This is a genomic window from Burkholderia sp. BE17 (assembly GCF_009362305.1).
GTDB lineage: Bacteria > Pseudomonadota > Gammaproteobacteria > Burkholderiales > Burkholderiaceae > Burkholderia > Burkholderia pyrrocinia_C.
On record NZ_WHNU01000075.1, the window covers coordinates 1 to 20,715 of the forward strand.

Below are 20,715 nucleotides of genomic sequence, written 5' to 3' on the forward strand. Positions count from 1 at the left end.
GCTTCGGTGGGTTCCGCTGCGTCGGGCATCGCGTCGGCTGCTGCTGGTGCTGCTGCTGCGATCGGCGAGGGTGGGACGGCTTCGGGCAAGGTTGCGTCGGATGTGCAGTCGTCAACGCCTGAGCGTCAGGACGGCATGTCGACACCGACGGACACCGCATCTGCTTCGCCTGCCGCGTCAGGCGCCAAGCCGGAGCCTGGTGCGCCTTCAGCATCGAAGGCGGCTGCGCAGGGCGCCGCGATTGCGGCAACGGACGCGCTGGCATCGTCGGCCTCGCATGCTTCGCAGCCCGCGGCGAATCCGGTTGAATCCGGTGCGCCGAACGGAAACGCCGAGCGTGCAAAGGAGCCGCCTGCTGCAAGAGCCGATACGCACCACGAAGCAGATACACGCTCCACGAGTGCCGACGCAGACATCGGCAAGCGCAGCGCAGCGGATTCCGGGAACACGAGCGAGGCCGTGTACGCGGCCGCCGGGACGGCCGCGCCGCATCCCGCCGCATCGGCATCGGCACCAAGCCGGGCATTCGCGCCGACTGGCACCCAACGCAGCCCGATACTCGAAGGATCGCGCAGCCGCCGCATACCGTTCTACATCGGCGGAGCGCTCGTCGCGCTGATCGCCGTCGGCCTCGCCGCGAGCTATCTGTCGCGTCCCGCGCGCGTCGCCGACGAGGCCGCACCGGGCGTGAGCCAGCCGCAGGCCGGCACGTCGTCGCCCGCCAGCACGCCGGACACCACGCTGGCCCAGCGCGGGCCGACGCCGACCGTCGTGCCGCCGTCGAGCCTGCCGGCCGGATCGTCGGCGCAGGTTCCGCCGCCGCCCGTCGCCGCCGCGCCGGCCAGCACACCGGCCGTCGACGCCGCCGCAACCGCACCGCAGGTCGCGACCACCGTCACGAGCCCGGCCCCGGCGCAAGCCGGCTCCCGTTCCGCCATCGCACCCGCCGGCAGCCTCGACGCTTCGGAACGCGTCGTCAACGTGCCGCCGTCGGAAGCCATCGCACCATCGGCGACCACGCCAGCCCCGGCGCCGAAGCCGCCGTCGGAAGCCGATACGGCCGTCGCCGCCGTGAACGTGCTGCCGGCCGAGCAGCGCCCGCCGAAGACGCAGGAAACCGTCCAGGTGCGTTTCAACGTGCGGCCGTGGGGCGACGTGTACGTGAACGGCGCGCGGCGCGGTGCGAGCCCGCCGCTGCGTTCGGTGTCGCTGACGCCGGGCGTCTACCAGATCGAGATCCGCAACGGCTCGCTGCCGCCGTTGCACCGCACCGTGGCGATCGATTTCGGCAGCAAACCGGTCAACATCGACTATGCATTCGAATGACGTCAGCCAGGCGGCACTCGCCGTCGCCGTGCTTTCCCCTGGGTCGCCTGGCCTGTCGGCGGCGTCGCCGCGCGCCGACCTGATCGGCCGGCTGCTCGCGGACATCGCGCCCGATGCGCCGTGCGGCGCCAACCTCGAATACGACGCCGAGTTCCTGCAGTTGCAGGAGCGCGCGACGCCGCGCGCCGAGCAGCAATACGGCGACACCGTGATCCCGGCCGAGGCGCCCGACTGGGGCGCGGTCGAGCGGCTCGCGCTGGCGTTGTCCTCGCGCACGAAGGACCTGCGCGTCGTCGCGTATCTCGCGCGCAGCTGGATCGAGCAACACGGCCTGCCCGGTTATGCGGACGCGCTCGCGATCGTCGCAAACCTGCTCGAGCGCCGCTGGGACGAACTGCATCCCCGGCTCGACGCCGACGGCGAAGCGGACCCGACGCCGCGAATGAACGCGCTCGCCGACGTGGCCGGCGCGCACGACTGCGCACGCGCGGCGCGCCGCCAGCCGCTGTTCGACGGCGGCCTGAGCGTGCGCGATGCCGAACGGCTGCTCGACGGCCGCGACGAAGCCGGTGGCCGCGCAAGCCTGATTGCCGCGCTGTCGGCCGTGCGCGGCGATGGCACGACGCCGCTCGACGCCGCGCGCGCCGCGCTGCAAGCGCTGGACACGATCCGCGCGTGCGTGATCGACAAGCTCGGCCGCGAATGGGCGCCCGATGCGGGCGATGCGGAGAAGGCGTTGCAGCGGATCGTGCGCGAAGTGCCGGTGCCCGAGCCGCAACCGGGCGCGCCGGACGGCGCGAGCTCCACGTTGCAGGCCGCATCCGGTGGCGCATCGCAGGCCGGCATCGCACCGCTCGCGCCGGCAGCCATGCCGAACGCACACGCATGGCGCGATGCCGAGCTAACGAGCCGCGACGACGTACGGCTCGGCCTCGACAAGATGTGCCGCTATTTCGAGCTGCACGAGCCGAGCCATCCGGCGCCGCTGCTGCTGCGGCGCGCGCAGCGGCTGCTCGCGCTCGACTTCTACGAAATCATCCGCGATCTCGCGCCGGAGAGCCTGCCGAAGCTGGACCTGCTGAGCGGCGAGCGAAGCGAATGAAACGAACCGAACGAAGGACGCCGTCACACAGGCGGCGGCAACGTACTGAGCAACCTGATCGAAGTGAAGGAGTGGACGATGACTGACAGAACCAAGGCAGCGGGCAGCGGACAGAAGTTCATCGCGCGCAATCGGGCGCCGCGCGTGCAGATCGAATACGACGTCGAAACCTACGGCGCCGAACGCAAGGTGCAGCTGCCGTTCGTGATGGGCGTGATTTCGGATCTGGCGGGCAAGCGCGCCGAGCCGCTGCCGGATCTGCCGGAGCGCAAGTTCCTCGAGATCGACGTCGACAACTTCGACGAGCGAATGAAGTCGGTCGCGCCGCGCGTCGCGTTCCAGGTGCCGAACACGCTGACGGGCGAAGGCATGCTCAACGTCGACATGACGTTCGAGCAGATCGACGATTTCTCGCCGGCCGCGATCGCGCGCAACGTCGACGCGCTGCGCCGGCTGCTGGAAGCGCGCACCGAGCTGTCGAACCTGCTGTCGTACATGGACGGCAAGCACGGCGCCGAACAGCTGATCGAGCGCGCAATCAACGATCCCGACCTGCTGAAGACGCTCGTGCGCAATCCGAACGAATCCGCGCAGCGCGGCGATGCGACCCAACCGGAGGCCCGCGATGAATGACCCCGTCCAAACCCGCGCCGACACGCGCGACGCCGCGCAGCCGGCCGTCGAGCGCGATGAGTTCGCCGCGCTGCTGCAAAAGGAATTCAAGCCGAAGACCGCCGAGGCGCGCGAATCGGTGGAGCGCGCGGTGCGCACGCTCGCGCAGCAGGCGCTCGAGCATACGGTCGGCATGACGACCGACGCATACGGCAGCGTGAAGCAGATCATCGCGGAGATCGACCGGAAGCTGTCCGACCAGATCAACCAGATCCTGCATCACGAGGATTTCCAGACGCTCGAAGGCGCGTGGCGCGGCCTGCATTACCTCGTCACCCACACCGAGACCGACGAGCTGCTGAAGATCAAGGCGCTGCCGGCGTCGCGCAACGAGGTCGCGCGGATGCTGAAGCGCTACAAGGGCGTCGCGTGGGACCAGAGCCCGCTGTTCCGCAAGATCTACGAGGAGGAATACGGGCAGTTCGGCGGCGAGCCGTTCGGCTGCCTCGTCGGCGATTTCCATTTCAACCACAGCCCGCCCGACGTCGAGATGCTCGGCGAGCTGTCGAAGATCGCGGCGGCCGCGCACGCGCCATTTATCGCCGGTGCGTCGCCGGAGCTGATGCAGATGGATTCGTGGCAGGAGCTGTCGAACCCGCGCGACCTGACGAAGATCTTCCAGAACACCGAATACGCGGCGTGGCGCAGCCTGCGGCAGTCGGAGGATTCGCGCTACGTCGGCCTCGCGATGCCGCGTTTTCTCGCGCGGCTGCCGTACGGCGCGCGCACCAACCCGGTCGACGAATTCGACTTCGAGGAAGACACCGACGCCGCGAACCACGACCGCTACACGTGGGCAAACTCGGCATACGCGATGGCCGCGAACATCAACCGGTCGTTCAAGCAGTATGGCTGGTGCTCGTCGATCCGCGGCGTCGAATCGGGCGGGGCGGTCGAAGGGCTGCCGAGCCATACGTTCCCGACCGACGACGGCGGCGTCGACCAGAAATGCCCGACCGAGATCGCGATCAGCGACCGCCGCGAGGCCGAGCTCGCGAAGAACGGCTTCATGCCGTTCGTACACCGGAAGAACTCGGATTTCGCGGCGTTCATCGGCGCGCAGTCGCTGTACCAGCCGGCCGAGTACCACGATCCCGACGCAACCGCGAACGCACGGCTGTCCGGCCGCCTGCCTTACCTGTTCGCGTGCTGCCGCTTCGCGCACTACCTGAAGTGCATCGTGCGCGACAAGATCGGCTCGTTCCGCGAGCGCGACGACATGGAACGCTGGCTGAACGACTGGATCATGAACTACGTCGACGGCGACCCCGTGAACTCGTCGCAGGAAACCAAGGCGCGCAAGCCGCTCGCGGCCGCGCAGGTGGTCGTCGACGAGGTCGAGGACAACCCCGGCTACTACACGTCGAAATTCTTCCTGCGACCGCACTACCAGCTCGAAGGGCTCACCGTGTCGCTGCGGCTGATCTCGCGGCTGCCGACCGCGAAGGCGGCGAACGAATGAGTTGCAACCGGCAATCAACACGGCATTCAACCTGACCTCGAACCGAAACGGAGACGGCAATGGGCGTGGCAATGTTTATGAAGGTGGACGGCGTGACCGGCGAATCGGCGGACGCGCAGCACAAGGGCTGGACCGACATCCAGTCGTTCACGTGGGGCGCGAGCCAGCCGGGCGCGATGGCGAGCGGCAGCGGCGGCAACGCGGGCAAGGCGAGCTTCAACGATCTCGTCGTTTCCGCATACATGGACAAGGGTGCGCCCGCGATCATCAAGAACTGCGCGAACGGCAAGCACCTGTCGTCGGTCGAGATTTCCGCGTGCAAGACGGGCGGCACGCAGGTCGAGTTCATGCGCGTGACGCTGCAGGAGGTGCTCGTCACGTCCGCGCAGGTGGCGGGCATCGATCCGGGGGACGTCGCGGACCGGCTGATGATGCATTACGGCTTCCAGGCCGCGAAGGTGAAGAAGCAGTACTGGCAGCAGAACGACAACGGCGGCAAGGGCGCCGAGGTGACGGTCGGCTGGAACATCAAGGAAAACACCGAGATGTGACGGGTCGAGCACGCACGGAGACGACAATGGACGACCCCCGAACCCGCGACGGCCGCGACGGCCAGGAAGGCAGCCTGCGCGACCGGCTGCAGCCCGCGTTGCTCGACCGGCTCACCGACGACGCGCCGCAGCGCGCGGCCGAAGCGCCCGGCGCGCAATGGATCGGCACCGAGCGGCTGCGCGCCGCCGTGCTGCGCGATCTCGCGTGGCTGCTCAACACGCGCAACGCCGAGGACGGTTTCGTCGACTGGTCGGCGTTCGCGCACGCGCAGGCGTCGGTCCTCAACTACGGGATGCGGCCGCTCGTCGGCAAGCCGATGTCGGGCGTCGAGCGGATGTCGGTGGAGGCGTCGATCCGCGATGCGATCGTGCGCTTCGAGCCGCGCATCGCGCCCGACAGCGTCGAGGTGCGCAGCGTGCTCGACGCGCCGGGCGGCCGGGCCGGCGAACGGCGCCACAACGTGCTGCTGTTCGAGATCCGCGGCACGCTGTGGTCGATCCCGCATCCGCTCGAATTCGTGCTGCGCTCCGACCTCGATCTGGAAACGGGTGCAATGTCGCTGCAATCCGTGGCAGGGGCCTGACGCGATGGATACGCGCCTGCTCGACTACTACAACCGCGAACTCGCGTACCTGCGCGAACTCGGCGGCGAATTCGCGCAGCAGTTCCCGAAGGTCGCCGCGCGGCTGCGGCTGCACGAATCGGGGCCGCCCGACCCGTACGTCGAGCGGCTGCTCGAAGGCTTCAGCTTCCTCACCGCGCGCGTGCAGTTGAAGATGGACGCAGAATTCCCGCGCTTCACGCAGGCGCTGCTCGATGCCGTGTATCCCGGCTATATCGCGCCGCTGCCGTCGATGGCGATCGTCCGGTTCACGCCGATGATGAACGAAGGCAGTCTCGCACAGGGCTGGCGTCTGCCCGCCGGCACCGCGCTGCGCGCACGGCCGGCCGCGTCCGAGCAGACCGCGTGCGAATTCCGCACCGCGCACGACCTGACGCTGTGGCCGCTCGAACTGACCGATGCGACCGTCACCGGCGCGCCGTCGTGGCTGCCGCGCGGCGCCGTCGCGGCGCGGCAGGACGTGCGCGGCGCGCTGCGCATCCGGCTGAAGGCGCGCGGCGGTGCGAAGCTGTCGCAATTGCCGCTCGACCGGCTGACGTTCCATCTCGCGGGCCCCGAGCGCGACGCGCTGCACCTGCTCGAACTGATCGCCGCGCATGCGCTCGGCGTCGTGTGCCACGACCCGGCGCAGCCGCCGCGCTGGGTGCATACGCTCGACGCCGACGCGATCGTCCACGAGGGTTTCGATCCGGCACAGGCGATCCTGCCCGACGACGGCCGCAGCTTCCACGGCTACCGGCTGCTGCGCGAATATTTCGCGTTTCCGGCGCGCTTTCTGTTCTTCAGCATCGACGGGCTGCGTGCCGCGCTGGCGCGCGCGACCGGCGACGAGTGCGAGCTGACCGTGCTGTTCGATCGCCACGACGCGGCGCTCGAAACGGCCGTCGACGCGCGCCACCTCGCGCTGAACTGCACGCCGGCCGTGAATCTGTTCGCGCGCCGCGCCGACCGCATTGCGCTGCAGCCGGGTGCGCGCGAGCATCATGTCGTCGTCGACCGCAGCCGGCCGCTCGACTACGAGGTCTATGCGGTGCAGCGGCTCGCGAGCGAGCAGCGCGACGACGGCCAGTCGCGCGAATTCCGGCCGTTTCACGCGTCGTTCGCCGGCGACGACGGCAACCACGACGCGTACTACACGGTGCGGCGCGAGCCGCGGCTCGTGTCCGCGCAGGCGCGCGCGAACGGCACACGCACCGGCTATGTCGGCAGCGAAACCTACGTGTCGCTCGTCGACAGCCAGTGCGCGCCGTACGACGAAACGATGCGCTACCTGTCCGCCGATACGCTGTGCACGAACCGCGATCTCGTGCTGCTGCAGCCGCCCGGCGACGCGAACACGTTCACGTTGCGCGTGTCGGCCCCGGTCGAGCGCATCGTCGCGATCCGCGGCCCGTCGCGGCCGCGCCCGCCGATCGCCGACGCGCAAACCGCGTGGCGGCTGATCCGCCATCTCGGCCTGGCACGCCACACGCTGACCGATCTCGACGACGACGAGGGCGCGCATGCGCTGCGCGAACTGCTCGGCCTGCATGCCGACCCGGCCGACGCCGCGATGCGCCGGCAGATCGACGGCGTGCAGCGCGTCGCGTTCTCGCCGGTGTTCCGCCGGCTGCCGGCGCTCGGGCCGCTGATGTTCGGGCGCGGCGTGCAGGTCGACGTGACCGTCGACGACCATGCGTTCTCCGGCGACAGCCCGTTCCTGCTCGGCGCGGTGCTCGAACAGTTCTTCGCGCGCCACGTGTCGATCAACGCATTCGCCGAATGCGTGCTGACCAGCGTGCAGCGCGGCACACTCGCGCACTGGCCGGCACGCATCGGCAGGCGGCCCGCGATATGAAACGCGACACGACTCCCGGCGTGCAGCCGACCGCCGCCGACGCCCGCCGCGATGCGTGGTGGGCACGCTTGCGGGCCGCGCCGCACGGCTACGACCTGTTCCAGGCGCTGCGCTGGCTCGACGCGCTGTCGCCCGGCCGCGCGCCGCTCGGCCATGCCGCGCGGCCGCGCGACGAGCCGGTGCGGCTCGGGCAGCAGCCGTCGCTCGCATTCGCGGCGTCGATGCTGGCCGGCGTGCACGAGAACGGCACCGCGCCGCCGCACATCGCGATCCACGGTTTCGGGTTGTTCGGGCCGAACGGGCCGCTACCGACGCACCTGACCGAATACGCGTACGAGCGCGCGGCGCAGCACGACGATCCGACCTTTGCCGCGTTCGCGGACCTGTTCCATCACCGGCTGATCCTGCTGTTCTACCGTGCGTGGGCCGACGCGCAGCCGACGGTGAGCCTCGATCGCCCGGAGCGCGCACGGTTCGACGGCTATATCGCGAGCCTGATCGGGCGTGCGGCGCACGGCGACAGGCCGGCCGCGCAAGCCGGTGCCGCGGCCACGGAAACCGCCGACACGCTCTCGCCGCATGCGCGCTATTTCCATGCGGGCCATCTCGTGCGGCACACACGCAACCCCGAAGGGCTCGTGCAGATCCTGCGCCGGCATTTCGGCGTCGATGCGCGCATCGTCGAGCACGTGCCGCAATGGGTCGCGATCGAGCGCTCGCAGCGCTGCACGATCCGCGCGACGCAGTCGACGTTGCGTGTCGGCGCCGTCGCGCTCGGCGTCGCGGTGCGCGATGCGCAGTCGCGGTTCCGGATCGTGCTCGGCCCGCTGTCGCTCGACGCCTACCGCGGTTTCCTGCCGGGCGGCCCGCATGCGCGGCAGCTCGTGCAATGGGTGCGCGAATACGTCGGCATCGAGTTCGACTGGGACGTGCTGCTCGAACTGGCGGCCGACGCGGTGCCGGCGATCGCGCTCGGCGCGCGGCAGGGAATCGGCCGCACCGCGTGGCTCGGGCAGCGGCTCGAACCGGGCCCCGCGCGCGACCTCGTCGTCCGCTACGACGTGCGGCGTGGCGGTACGCCGCGCGCCGGCGCCGCCCTTCATCGCGAAACCGTCTAAACGGGAGCCGTCATGTCCGATATCGGCCGCGTCAACCTGTTCGGAAAACTGAATCCGTTCCTCTACGAGACGCTCGAGCAGGCGACCGGGTTCTGCCGGCTGCGCGGCAATCCGTACGTCGAGCTCGCGCACTGGTTCAAGCAGATCCTGCAGCGGCCCGACGGCGACCTGCAGCGCGTGCTGCGCCGCTTCCACATCGACGAGGCCGCGATCGACCGCGCGCTGGTCACCGCGCTCGACCGGCTGCCGCGCGGTGCGGGCTCGGTGTCGGACCTGTCCGTGCACATCGACGACGCGGTCGAACGCGCGTGGGTCTATGCGACGCTGAAGTACGACGCGACACGCATTCGCGGCGCGGTGCTGTTGTTAGCGATCCTGAAGACGCCGCAGTTGCGCAACGTGCTGATTGCGATCACGCGCGAATTCGAGCGTATCGTGCCCGACGTGCTCGCCGACGAACTCGAATCGATCGTCGAAGGCTCGCCCGAAGCGCAATCGGCCGCACATTCTTCGCAGGCCGGCCTCGGCGGCGACGCGGCGGTGCGAGGCGCGACCGCTGCCGAAGGCTCGGCGCTCGCACGCTTCGCCGTCGACCTGACCGCCCGCGCGCGGGCCGGCGAGATCGATCCCGTCGTCGGGCGCGACGCCGAGATCCGCCAGATCGTCGACATCCTGCTGCGGCGCCGCCAGAACAACCCGCTGCTGGTCGGCGAGGCCGGCGTCGGCAAGACGGCGGTCGCGGAAGGTTTCGCGCTGCGGATCGCCGCCGGCGACGTGCCGCCGTCGCTGCGCGACGTCGCGCTGTACCTGCTCGACATCGGGCTGCTGCAGGCCGGTGCGAGCGTAAAGGGCGAGTTCGAGAGCCGGCTGCGCGGCGTGATCGACGAAGCGATGTCGTCCGAGCGTCCGGCGATCCTGTTCATCGACGAAGTGCATACGCTCGTCGGCGCGGGCGGGGCGGCCGGCACCGGCGACGCCGCGAACCTGCTGAAGCCCGCGCTCGCGCGCGGCTTGCTGCGCACGATCGGCGCGACCACCTGGTCCGAGTACAAGCAGTACATCGAGAAGGACCCGGCGCTGACGCGGCGCTTCCAGCTCGTGCACGTGCACGAACCGGAGGAAGCGGCCGCACTGACGATGCTGCGCGGGCTCGCCGCGAAGCTCGAAGCCCATCACCGCGTGCTCGTGCTCGACGACGCGCTGCAGGCCGCCGTCACGCTGTCGCACCGGTATATCCCGGCCCGGCAGTTGCCGGACAAGGCGATCAGCCTGCTCGATACGGCCTGCGCACGCGTCGCCGTCAGCCAGCACGCGGTGCCCGCGCCGATCGAGGACGCGCGCCGCCGCATCGACAGCCTGCGCGTCGAGCAGGAGCGGATCGGCCGCGAGTGCGCACTCGGCACCGGCGACGCCGCGCGGCGCGACGCAATCGACACCGACATTTCGGCCGCGCAGGCGGAACTCGACCGGCTCGACGCGCGTTGGCAAACCGAACGCGACGCATTGGCGGCGATCGTCGAATCGCGCGCTTTATTGCTCGACGACGATCCGTCGCATGCGCTCGATGCGGACGCACGTGCCGCCGCGCAAGCCCGTCTCGCCACCGCGCAACAGGCGCTGGCCGACCTGCAGGGCGACGCGCCGCTCGTGCTGCCCGCCGTCGACACGCACGCGGTGGCGGCCGTCGTCGCCGACTGGACCGGCATTCCGCTCGGCCGGATGGTGCGCGACGAGACGCAGGCCGTGCTGAAGCTCGCCGATACGCTCGGCGAACGCGTCGTCGGCCAGCGGCATGCGGTCGAACTGATCGCCCAACGGATCCAGACCGCGCGCGCAAGGCTCGACGATCCGACGAAACCGCACGGCGTGTTCCTGCTGTGCGGCCCGTCCGGCGTCGGCAAGACCGAGACCGCGCTCGCGCTGGCCGATACGCTGTACGGCGGCGAGCACAACGCGATCACGATCAACATGAGCGAATTCCAGGAAGCGCATACCGTGTCGACGCTGAAGGGGGCGCCGCCCGGGTACGTCGGCTACGGGCAGGGCGGGGTGCTGACGGAGGCCGTGCGCCGCCGGCCGTACAGCGTCGTGCTGCTCGACGAGATCGAGAAGGCGCACCGCGACGTGCACGAGATTTTCTTCCAGGTGTTCGACAAGGGCTGGATGGAGGACGGCGAGGGACGCGACATCGATTTCCGGCACACCGTGATCCTGCTGACGTCGAACGTCGGCGCCGATCGCGTGATGCAGCTTTGCCGCGATCCCGAGCATCTTCCCGACGTGCAGACGCTCGCCGATGCGCTGCGCGCGCCGCTGCTCGACGTGTTCCCGGCCGCGCTGCTCGGCCGGTTGACCGTCGTGCCGTATTACCCGCTCACCGATGCGACGCTCGCGCGGATCGTCGCTTTGCAGTTGCGGCGGATCGAGAAGCGGATCGACGCGCATCACGGCATCCGGCTGCACTGCACCGACTTGGCGACCGCGCTGATCGTCGAGCGCTGCCGGACGATCGAATCCGGCGGCCGGATGGTCGACGCGATCCTCACGCATACCGTGATGCCGCGCATCAGCCGCGCGATCCTGCAGGCCACGCTCGAAGGCCGCACGCTGGCGTCGATCGAGGTGAGCGCTGCCGACGGCGAATTCGCTTACCGGTTCGACGAGGAGGAAACGACGTGAATCGCGTATTCACCCTCGACAGCCCGCACGGTGACGACCTGAAATTCCACACGCTCGACGGCAGCGACGAGCTTGGCCGGCTGTTCGAATTCCGGATCGAGGCGCTGGCGGACAGCCATAGCCTGTCGTTGAAGGACATGCTCGGCAAGCCAGTGACCGTCCGGATCGAACAGCAGAACCAGTCGACGCGCTACCTGAACGGGATCGTTGCGCGCGCATCGCTTTCCGGCCGGCGCGCCGAGCGGCACTACGGCTACGAGCTGGTCGTGCGCCCGTGGCTGTGGCTCGCGACGCGCCGCTCCGATTGCCGGATCTTCCAGAACAAGACCGTGCCCGAGATCGTGCAGGAGGTGCTGTCGACGTACGGCTTTCCGATCGAGAATCACCTCGCCGAATCGTATGTGCCGCGCGAGTACTGCGTGCAGTACAACGAGACCGATGCCGCGTTCGTGTCGCGGCTGATGGAGTTCGAGGGCATCTATTACTGGTTCCGGCATGCGGAGGACACGCATACGCTGATGCTGAGCGACGCGATGTCGTCGCACACCGCGCTGCCCGGCTACGAGACGATTCCATATATCGCGCGCGATCGAACCGCGATCGCCGACGAGGAACACATCGACGGCTGGCTTCCCGCGCAGGAAGTGAGCGTCGGCAAGCACCAGACCACCGACTACGACTATACGAAGCCGCGCGCCGATCTTTCATCGCAGAAGGTCGATCCGCGTGGACACGATCACGACAGCTTCGCGTCGTTCGAATGGCCGGGCGGGTATCGCGACGATGCGCCTGGCGCGCATTACAGCCGCGTGAGGCTCGAGGAACAGCAGGCTGAACATGAGCGCGCGAGTGCGGATACGGACGTGCGCGGCGCTGCGCCGGGTTATCTGTTCACGCTCGCGCATTGCCCGCGGGCCGATCAGAACCGTGAGTACCTGATCGTGCGGTGCCAGTATCGTTTTCAGGAGAACGCTTATGCGAGCGATCAGGGCGCGGAGGCCGTCGTGCATCAGACGATGATGCTCGTCCAGCCGTCGAGTTTGCCTTTCCGGTCGCCGCGCGATACGCCGCGGCCGCGGACCAACGGGCCGCAGACCGCCACTGTGGTCGGGCCGCCGGGTGAGGAAATCTGGACCGACCAGTACGGGCGCGTGAAGTTGCAGTTTCGGTGGGACCGGTATGGGCAGAGCAATCAGGACTCGTCGTGCTGGGTGCGGGTGTCGAGTCCCTGGGCCGGGGGCGGGTTCGGGGGCGTGCAGATTCCGCGTGTGGGTGACGAGGTCGTCGTCGATTTTCTGAACGGCGATCCGGATGAGCCGATCGTGACCGGGCGGGTTTACAACGGCGAGAAGATGCCGCCGTGGGGGCTGCCGGGGAGTGCGACGCAGAGCGGGTTGCTGTCGCGATCGTCGCCAGGCGGAACGACCGACCATGCGAATGCGTTCCGGTTCGAGGACAAGAAGGGCGCCGAGCAGCTGTGGATGCATGCCGAGCGGAATTTCGATGCGGAGACGGAGGCCGATCACACGCTTTCCGTTGGGAACAACCACACGCATACGGTCGGGAACGACGAAACGATGCAGGTGAAGAGCAACCGGCAACGGAGCGTCGGGAAGAACGAGACGGTGACGATCGGCAAGAACCGGGTCGCGCAGATCGGGGCGGATGAGACGCATGGGGTGACCGGGAATCGGACGAGAACGGTCGGGAAGAAAGAGACCGTGACGATCGTGGCGGATCGCGAAGCGACGATTGGCGGCAGCCACACGGAATCGGTCACGCATGGCAAGACGGAAACGATCGGTGAAGGCAAGACGCTGAACGTCGGACAGATGTATCAGACGACGTCAAAGGACATGAAGACGCTGGTTGCGTCGGCGCATACCGAGGAGATCGGCACACGGACATCGACGATCGTCAAAGCCCATACGCACACGGTCGGCGGCGAACACACCGTCAACGTCGGTGCGAACCATACGACGAACGTGCAGCATCAGATGACCGTCAACGCCGGCGACCAGCTTTCGCTCGTCTGCGGGAAGTCCAGCATCGTAATGAAGAGCGACGGCACGATCACGATCCAGGGCGTCAACGTCGCATCTGCCGGCACCGAAAGCCATAGCGTGAACAGCAAGAAGGTCACGTCGTCGGCGTCGGTCGAGCATACGGTCGAAGGGACGATCCTGAAACTGAATCCGTGACGGAGGTCCGCACGAATGCAGAACTGGCAGCCGACCAATCCGGTGGAGCGCAGGTTCATGGATGCGCATACGGACTGGATGAGTTTCGCGAAGGAACAGGACGCGCGATTGATGATCTGGCAGACCGACGAGACCGATGCGGAACTCGTGCGGCTATATTTCCAGGTTCAGGATGAAACGTCGTGTGCGGTCAGGACGATGCGGGCGTCGTTCGTCAACGAATCAGGTTATGCGACGGCGCTGACGAATGAACTAATCGCGTTCTACGACAGCCGGCGAGAGGGGTCCGCTGCGCAGGGCGTACGTGCGGACTGGCAGCCGCCATATGACGATGGCAAGAATCCCTTGCTATATCTGTTCTCGGTTGCCGACAGCCTGATGCAGCACCACCCGGATATTTTTCCGGCAATGGTCTTCGTGCTGGAGCCGGTGAAAGTGCGGGATGACGCGGCATGGGTGCGATGGATGGACGATTTGCTGTCGATCATTTCGGTCGCGCCACAGCTTGCCGAACGCGTGCGCTTTGTCGTACCGCGTATCGAGATCGAGCCGTTTGCTGCGTTGATGCAACGGCATCGGGCCACGGTGCGCGTCGTGCAAGGCAAGTATTCGATGGCGAGCGTGCCGCGCGAGTTGCTGGCGGAATCGGGCGAGCGCGGGCCGAGCGGGGAGTTTCGACGGCATTTCGTGATGCTGACCGAGATGATCGAAGGCGGTAATCCTGCTCGGCTGGAGGAACTGCGCGCGGCCGCGCTGAAGGTCGCGGAGCGCGAGCAGTGGTTTGATCAGTGTGTTGTCGTGCATTTGATTGCGGGGGCGGCTTATCTGAAGTGGCGGGATCGGGAGCGGGCGATCGATGCGTATCGGAGCGCGGCCAGCAGCGGGATGCGCGCAGTTGAGGCTGGGCATCCGGCCGGACACAAGCTCATCGCGAACGGATTGTTCGGCGAGGCGAGCGTGCATTTGACGCATAAGGACTATGCGCACTCGGCTTATTGCTACGAGCGTGCGGTCGCGTCGACCACGGCGGCGAAGGATGGACTGATGACGGTCGAGGCGTGGCGGATGAGCGCCGTGTGCTGGGAGCGGGCAGGGGAGCGCGAACATGCGCTGGAGGCCGGATTCAATGCGCTCGATGCGGGATTGATGATCGACGAGCCGATGCGGGCGAACAGCAATCTGCCGATGGTCGTCGAATGGATGGTGTCGCAGCTGGGTGCTCAGGACCGGCGGCGCAACGCGTTGAGCGAGAAAGTCGCGGCGTTGCGTGGTGGGCGCTGAGCGCGAACGAGGGCTGAAATCGTGGCGCTCCCGGCCGTCAAGCATCTCGATCCAGTCGTTGGCGTCGACGTTCATTCGGTACTGGTCACGCCCGGTACGCCACCCGTGTTCCTGCCGCACCCTCATGTCGGGTTCATGCTCGATCTGCGTGAGTACGTTCAAGCGGCAAAGGCCGTGGTTGGCTGCATTGCAATGATGATCGTGCAGGAGAAGGTGACCGAATACATCGAAGATCATCCCGAAGATGTGGAGAAGCTGGCGCATCTGGCCGATGAGGCGAACCAGCAGGTCAATGACTTGATGGGCGGCGGCAAGCTGCCGGACTTCAAGGACGACCCCAACGTCGCTGAGGGGATGCGGCTGGCGAACGAGGCCAACAAGATCAAGAACCGCATAAGCGATGATCTTGGTTCGAACGTCGGGTCGGGGGGAAGCAGCGGCAGGCCGATTTTTGTGAACGGGATGATGCGGGCCACGGCCGGGACGCATGCGTATCACGTACCGGGGTTGCATTTCCCGCTTGGAGAAGCGTTTGCTCCGCCGCCTGAGGAGGTTGAACCGTCGAACGACGGGGAATCGTTCATGGGCAGCAAGACGGTGCTCGCCAACAACGATCCGATGTCGTACATGGCGCTGGAGGCGTTGAGTTGCTGGTCGGTCGGGATGGAGCCGCCTCCGCATAACAGCGCGCATACGGATCGAACTTATCCGTCAATGCCGAGTTCGGTGATGTTGCCGATTCCGGCCGGGCGACCGGTGCTTGTAGGCGGACCGCCGATCATGAACATGGCAGCGGCGGCGAAGGGTTTGTTCAAGGCGTTTCGGGGATCCGACTGGGCGAAGGCGCTCGCGGACAAGCTGCATTTGAAGTCGGGGTTCTTGCGATGCAATGTGCTGAAGGCGGAGCCGGTGGACGTAACCACCGGCGAGGTAGTCGTTCAGCAGTGCGATTTCACCATCTCGGGACGGCTACCGCTCGTATGGGACCGATATTACACGAGCCACGACCACCATGCGGGTGCCGTCGGCTTTGGTTGGCAGACACCGGCCGATATCAGGCTTGAACTGATGCGGAACGAAGACGCGATCGGCGCGGCTGCTTATTTCCCGGATCATGCGACCGCGTTCGACGTGGTGCCGGCAGACGACGGCTGGGCGTGGCGCACGTATGACTGGCAGCATGGGCATGCGCTGTATTGCGACAATGGACGGATGGTTCTGCGTACACGCGAGGGAATCGAATATGGATTCGCGCTTCCTTCTCGGTGGCGGGATGCGGTCCCGGCGATCAATGGTAACTCGCGACTTACGTTGCCGATCGAACGCGTGGCCGATCTCAATGGCAATGCGTGGGTATTCGAGCGCGACGTGTACGGCACCCTCGTGCGCCTCGTCGAGTGGAAGAGCGACGGGCAGACCGAACGCTTGATCCAGTGTGGCACGGGACGCGGATTGCACGCCGGGTTGTTGACTTCGTTGATGTTGATCGATGCGGGGGGAAACGCACATCCGCTCGTACGCTACGACCACGACCGCGAGCGCGATTTGACTGCGGCGCTCGACGCGTTGGCGCGTCCGCATCATTTCGAGTACGCGGCTGGACATCGGATGGTGAGCCACACGAGTGCACGGGGCGTGTCGTTCTACTACAGCTACCAGCAGGGCTATGACGGTGTGTGGCGCGTCGATTATGCGTGGGGCGACAACGGCCTGTTCGATTATCACTTCGCCTACGATCGCGCTCGGTTGGAAACGTGCATTACCAATTCGCTCGGGCATACGACGATCATGCAGATGAACGAGCGCGAGATGCCGGTGACAGAGATCGATCCTTTGGGCGGGGTGACCGGGTATCGGTATGACGCACAAGGGCGGACAAGTGCGATGACCGATCCGGCGGGGCACATGACGACGTGGGCGTATGACGCTTACGGTAACCAGCTCGAGCAAACGCTGCCGGATGGGAGCGTCATCCTTGCGAGTTATGGCGCCCACCATAAACCAGTTATTGTTACCGCGCCGGGCGACCGGCAGTGGCGTTACGAGTGGGACGAGCAAGGCAAACTGCTCGCACAGTCAACACCCACGCGATCCCGTATGTGCTACGAGTACGATCGGCATGGTCAACTTATTGCGCATACGGGATCGCGTGGCGCAGTGACGTGCTTCGATTACGATCACGATGGAAATCTCACAGAGGTAATCGATGCGCTCGGACATCGCACTCGCTACACATACGACGCTCGTGCCAACCTCTGTAAGACTGTCAACGCGCTGGGTCAGGTGAGCCTCTACGAATACGATCGCAACGGTAACCTGACGCGAACAATTGAGCCGGGGGAACGAGAAACTGTTTACAGCTATGACCTCAATGGCAATCTAACGCGCTATCGCGATCCTAACGGACACGTCACTCAACTCGAATATTCCGCTCTAGGACAGATCGCCAAACGATTAACTCCGGACGGATGCGTCGTCGAATACCGGTACGATACCGAGGAGCAACTCGTTGGCCTAGTCAATGAGCGTGGCGAACTCTATCAGCTGACGCGCGATGCATTGGGACGGATCGTGGAAGAGGTCGATTACTGGGGCCAGCCTCGGCGCTATGAGTATCGCCCGAGTGGCGAATTGCTGTGCAGCGTCAATCCTCTCGGGCAAGTGGTCGAATACGAAACGGATATGCTCGGCCGGATCGTGAAAAAGCGCGTGTCGGATCCGCGGCAGCCCGAAGGAATTCGCACTGAAACGTTGTCTTACGATCGCAGTGGCAACTTGATTGTCGCGGAGAATCCGGACAGCCGGGTCGAACTAGCGTATGACGTAGTCGGTCGAGTCGTCGAGGAAAAGCAGGGCAACGATTTCGTGATCGCTCATAAGTATGATGCGACAGGCAATCGCATCGAACGACAGACCCGGCTCAATCTAGATGGTCAGATTGTTACGCATACGGTTCGTTACAGCTACGACGCGCTCGACGCGGTCAGCTCCATCCAGATGGATGACGCCACACCTGTCACCTTCGAGCGCGATGCGCTCGGACAGATTCGCGTTGAGCACCTTGGGGCTGAGCTGCGGCGAGAACTGACATATACGTCGGAAGGGTTGTTGGCGAAACAAGCACTGGTTTCTGGCACTGGTGTCGTGTTCGCCAGCGAATACGCGTACGACGCCGACGGACAGATGCTCGAGAGCCGCGATTCCCGCTTGGGCCTTGAGCATTACCAGTACGATCCTGTGGGTAGGTTGACGAGCCACCTTGACCCGACAGGAAAACTGCATCGCTTCCTGTACGATCCGGCGGGCGATCTGCTAAAGACCCGGATTTGCCAGGGCAAGGCGATCGGTATGTTTAGCCAAGGCTTGCAGGCCGATACGTGGATTCGGGAAGGCGAATATGAGGGCTGTTATTACGCGTTCGACTGCATCGGTAATCTTGTGCGAAGGCAGGACGCGCAACAGGACCTGCGGCTGCGCTGGGATGGCGACGGATTGCTGATTGAGACGATCGCGGCGCGCCAAGCTCCGGAGGCTGACGGGGACTCAAGCGGTACTCTGACCATTCGTACATGCTATGCGTATGACGTTTTCCAACGGCGCGTGAGGAAGACCTCCCAAATTCTGGGGGATATCGACACCCGGTTGAGGTCTACAGTTCATAGCACCCAACTGGCTTGCACCACTTATTTCATGTGGGATGGTGAAGCACTGGCGGGCGAGCGCACCCAAGGTGACTTGGAGGCTGACAACGCGTTGTTGAACAAGACCTCCCACACAGGCTCACGACAGTTCCGCGCTTTGGAGCATGCCGGCTCCCTGTCAGCGGAGTTACTCGGCCGTCGCAGCAGACCAGATGCACGGTTATGGATTTACTATCCGGGAACATTTCGGCCACTGGCAGAAGTTTGGTGCACAGCTAATGCGCATAAGCCAGGATTGCTGGAATCCACCGAGCCATTCGCGGAAGAGGTGGCACCAAGCCAGAATATGCGAGACGTTCAAGGGCAGGTGGAAAGATACAATCGCACCGGAAGGAAGAGTGCGTCTCAATTGTCATTGAAACCGGGTGCTCTGCCAGAGCTTGAAGCGTTATATTTTTTTCATCTCGATCCTAATGGGATGCCGACACGAGTTACCGATAAGTCGGGTTCTATTATGTGGGGCGCGCGCTATCTCACGTGGGGACAGGAGAGTCTGGGGGAGGACGGCGAAGCATTTGATCAACCGATTCGATTTCAAGGCCAGTATCATGATAACGAAACTGGACTACACTACAACCGATATCGATATTATGATCCATTTTCGGGCACATTCGTCAGCGAGGATCCGATCGGTTGGATTGCGGGCCACAATTTATATCAATATGCTCCTAATCCATATACTTGGATTGACCCGTGGGGGTTGGCTAAGGGAAGGAGTAAGCCGTATACGATTAGCGCAAACGTGGCTGGTACAGATACACTTTCGCATGGAGCTCACGTTAACGTCAAAGGCGGAAAGTTGCCGAACCGAGGAGGACACGTTATGTTTCTTCCAAATGCCAACTTAAATGCAACCCCGAAAGTAACGCTGCACCCAGCCGATAAGGCAACACGGGATCTTAACCCCGCTGAATGGTCAAAAGTGACGCAAGCAATCGAAGAGTTCTTGAACGAGCGGGATAATGTAGAAAAACTGAGGCTTCATGCAATTTCCGGCAGGGATAACTTCAAATTTGAGGAGCACGAAGAGCACGTGCGAATATTGGGCAGAGTTGCTAAGGCGCTAGGGAAAGCACTTCGACTCGGCGAAAATCCATGTCAAAGGAGCGCAAGTTAATGCCAAACGGTTCTAGAATATCGAATTTTTACTGCCCGATAGACATTCATAAATTGATGCTCATATACATGGAGAGCGGTCAAATTTCAAATCCCAACCTGGTTGGACTTGAGTCAATTGACAAGGAGACTCTGGAGCAAAGTGGGTTTGAAATGGTGAAGGGGGCGCTCACAAAATACTCGAGCCAAAGATATTTCAAGAGGGGCGACAGGGTAGTTGAGTGTGATCTGAAATTCTACTTTGACTCAAGTGGTTGCATTGCAAGTGGCGTAGAGTTGTCGCGCGGCGTAAGATTGTCGACTGCACTGAAGGTTATACGAGAAACGCCGGAACTGTCTCGCAGGAAATTTGATGTTTTTTTATGTGAAAATATGGCTGACGGTGCAATTTTGTTTGACAACGACGTGGTGATGCGGTTTGGGATCAAAAGAGGTGACAAAAATTATTTCGTCCTTGGAATCGATGGCCAGGTATTACGGGCGAGCAAAGATGGACGTAACAATGTAAATTCGATTTCAGTTGGATCGATTTTCAAAAAAACCGCTATCGAGATGCTAGAGGTCATGAGCAGGAAAAGCGTGCCGCTAAAGAAGGTAGTAAGATTCATTCGATAATAGGTCTTTTATGTTCTTGATCAAAATCTGCTTTGTCGCTCAATCGCATCGACCAATGATCGATCCAAAGGTGCCAGCCAGATTGGCGGCGCGAACCTTGTCGGCAACGTGTCAACAGCACATGGAGTTGCGGAACGAAAGCTGTCTAGGTGTGATCGCCGGGTCGACAGGCGACACCGATTCGACGAAATCGCCGTATGTCACAACCGGAGAAACACGCCAGCGAGGATGGAGAAAGCGCGGTCGTTCACACGTTGTGTTAGCGCACATAACTTTACATAACGTGAATTATCGAACGTTTTAGTTGTAGTAGCTTTTTAGAAATGTCGTGTTCTGGCTACTTAGAAATGTCGTGTTTTGACCTCGGTATGCTGGCCGGTTCTTTGCGGGACCACGGAGCCGGCCATGTATCCAGGTGCACTGGTGACACT

Annotated in this window: 13 protein-coding genes; all 13 read left to right on the top strand. The window is 64.5% G+C overall.

Annotated features, from left to right (window positions below):
- Positions 1–459 precede the first annotated feature (459 nt).
- Positions 460–1,326 (top strand): hypothetical protein, encoded by an 867-nt coding sequence (locus GD429_RS38815; protein WP_193727340.1) that lies wholly within the window; start codon positions 460–462, stop codon positions 1,324–1,326.
- Positions 1,313–2,428 carry a type VI secretion system protein TssA gene (gene tssA / locus GD429_RS38820; protein ID WP_152865343.1) on the top strand — a complete coding sequence of 372 codons (1,116 nt, stop codon included), beginning with the start codon at positions 1,313–1,315 and terminating at the stop codon, positions 2,426–2,428. The genes GD429_RS38815 and tssA overlap by 14 nt, the downstream gene beginning before the upstream one ends.
- 78 nt (positions 2,429–2,506) lie before the next feature.
- Positions 2,507–3,061 carry a type VI secretion system contractile sheath small subunit gene (gene tssB / locus GD429_RS38825; protein ID WP_152865345.1) on the top strand — a complete coding sequence of 185 codons (555 nt, stop codon included), beginning with the start codon at positions 2,507–2,509 and terminating at the stop codon, positions 3,059–3,061.
- Positions 3,054–4,562 carry a type VI secretion system contractile sheath large subunit gene (tssC, locus tag GD429_RS38830; RefSeq protein WP_152865348.1) on the top strand — a complete coding sequence of 503 codons (1,509 nt, stop codon included), beginning with the start codon at positions 3,054–3,056 and terminating at the stop codon, positions 4,560–4,562. The genes tssB and tssC overlap by 8 nt, the downstream gene beginning before the upstream one ends.
- Before the next feature lie 59 nt (positions 4,563–4,621).
- On the top strand, positions 4,622–5,113 hold the full coding sequence (locus GD429_RS38835) for an Hcp family type VI secretion system effector (protein ID WP_152865349.1): 492 nt from the start codon (positions 4,622–4,624) through the stop codon (positions 5,111–5,113).
- Between the two features lie 26 nt (positions 5,114–5,139).
- The gene (gene tssE / locus GD429_RS38840; protein ID WP_152865351.1) at positions 5,140–5,697 is read left to right on the top strand and encodes a type VI secretion system baseplate subunit TssE; all 558 of its coding nucleotides are present in this window, start codon (positions 5,140–5,142) and stop codon (positions 5,695–5,697) included.
- 4 nt (positions 5,698–5,701) lie between these two features.
- Positions 5,702–7,573, top strand: coding sequence for a type VI secretion system baseplate subunit TssF (tssF, locus tag GD429_RS38845; RefSeq protein ID WP_152865353.1), 1,872 nt, complete (start codon positions 5,702–5,704; stop codon positions 7,571–7,573).
- A complete protein-coding gene (gene tssG, locus GD429_RS38850) occupies positions 7,570–8,691 on the top strand; it encodes a type VI secretion system baseplate subunit TssG (protein WP_152865355.1) in 1,122 nt (373 codons plus the stop codon). Before tssF ends, tssG begins: the two co-directional genes overlap by 4 nt.
- A gap of 12 nt (positions 8,692–8,703) precedes the next feature.
- Complete coding sequence (tssH, locus tag GD429_RS38855; protein ID WP_152865357.1) at positions 8,704–11,370, top strand: type VI secretion system ATPase TssH; 2,667 nt, start codon at positions 8,704–8,706, stop codon at positions 11,368–11,370.
- Positions 11,367–13,571: a type VI secretion system tip protein TssI/VgrG gene (gene tssI, locus GD429_RS38860; protein WP_321575136.1), complete on the top strand. Its 2,205-nt coding sequence runs from the start codon at positions 11,367–11,369 to the stop codon at positions 13,569–13,571. Before tssH ends, tssI begins: the two co-directional genes overlap by 4 nt.
- Positions 13,572–13,586: 15 nt before the next feature.
- Positions 13,587–14,852 (top strand): hypothetical protein, encoded by a 1,266-nt coding sequence (locus GD429_RS38865; RefSeq protein ID WP_152865360.1) that lies wholly within the window; start codon positions 13,587–13,589, stop codon positions 14,850–14,852.
- A gap of 21 nt (positions 14,853–14,873) precedes the next feature.
- The gene (locus tag GD429_RS38870) at positions 14,874–19,670 is read left to right on the top strand and encodes an RHS repeat-associated core domain-containing protein (protein WP_321575137.1); all 4,797 of its coding nucleotides are present in this window, start codon (positions 14,874–14,876) and stop codon (positions 19,668–19,670) included.
- Positions 19,670–20,284, top strand: coding sequence for a hypothetical protein (locus tag GD429_RS38875; protein WP_193727342.1), 615 nt, complete (start codon positions 19,670–19,672; stop codon positions 20,282–20,284). The genes GD429_RS38870 and GD429_RS38875 overlap by 1 nt, the downstream gene beginning before the upstream one ends.
- The last annotated feature ends 431 nt before the right edge of the window (positions 20,285–20,715 follow it).